1 protein-coding gene is annotated in these 520 nt (G+C 24.8%); it reads right to left on the bottom strand.

The genetic code is table 11. From position 1 onward, the window contains the following. Window positions 1-107: 107 nt before the first annotated feature. Window positions 108-413 (bottom strand): glutaredoxin family protein, encoded by a 306-nt coding sequence (locus IEZ21_RS49310; RefSeq protein ID WP_002501414.1) that lies wholly within the window; start codon window positions 411-413, stop codon window positions 108-110. Window positions 414-520: the final 107 nt, after the last annotated feature.

Here is a 520-nt window from a genome sequence, read left to right as displayed (position 1 = left end):
TAACAATAATCATAGTGAAAAATTGTTTTGTATCGTGAAAGAAGAAGACAGTCAACATCATCATTAAATAAACAGCCATTATTTTTTAATAATGGCTGTTTATTTAATTATTCCAATATATTTAATATATCTTTTTTGTTATTTTCAAATCCCACGTAATATTTAAACAACTTTTTTTTACCCCAAAAAATTTTTTTATAAAAAACAAATAAGGGAACAATTCGGTTGCCTGATATTTTTTTCATTTCTTCTTCTAAGTCCAAATTTTGACTTACATCTTTATGACTATAACTAATCTCTTGAGAGTTTAAATACCTTTTTGATTCTTGGCAATCAGAGCATGTAGGTCTTGTGTAAAGCTCAAGTTGTATATTTTTATCCAAATATATCTCTCCTAATATAAGTTTTAGCATACATTTTATACAAGTGTACCTCTTAAAACAAACTATAAATATTAATTTTTTATATGAAACTTTTGTATTGACTTATACCTACTAGGGGTATAATATAGATTCCAACA

Source organism: Streptomyces flaveus (assembly GCF_014647675.1).
GTDB lineage: Bacteria > Actinomycetota > Actinomycetes > Streptomycetales > Streptomycetaceae > Streptomyces > Streptomyces flaveus.
Note: the sequence above shows the minus strand (reverse complement) of the source record. Positions and strands in the feature narration are given on the sequence as shown.

Excerpts from the sequence above, each read along its gene's own strand:
- IEZ21_RS49310 (WP_002501414.1), bottom strand. The coding sequence starts at position 413 with ATGCTAAAACTTATATTAGGAGAGATATATTTGGATAAAAATATACAA.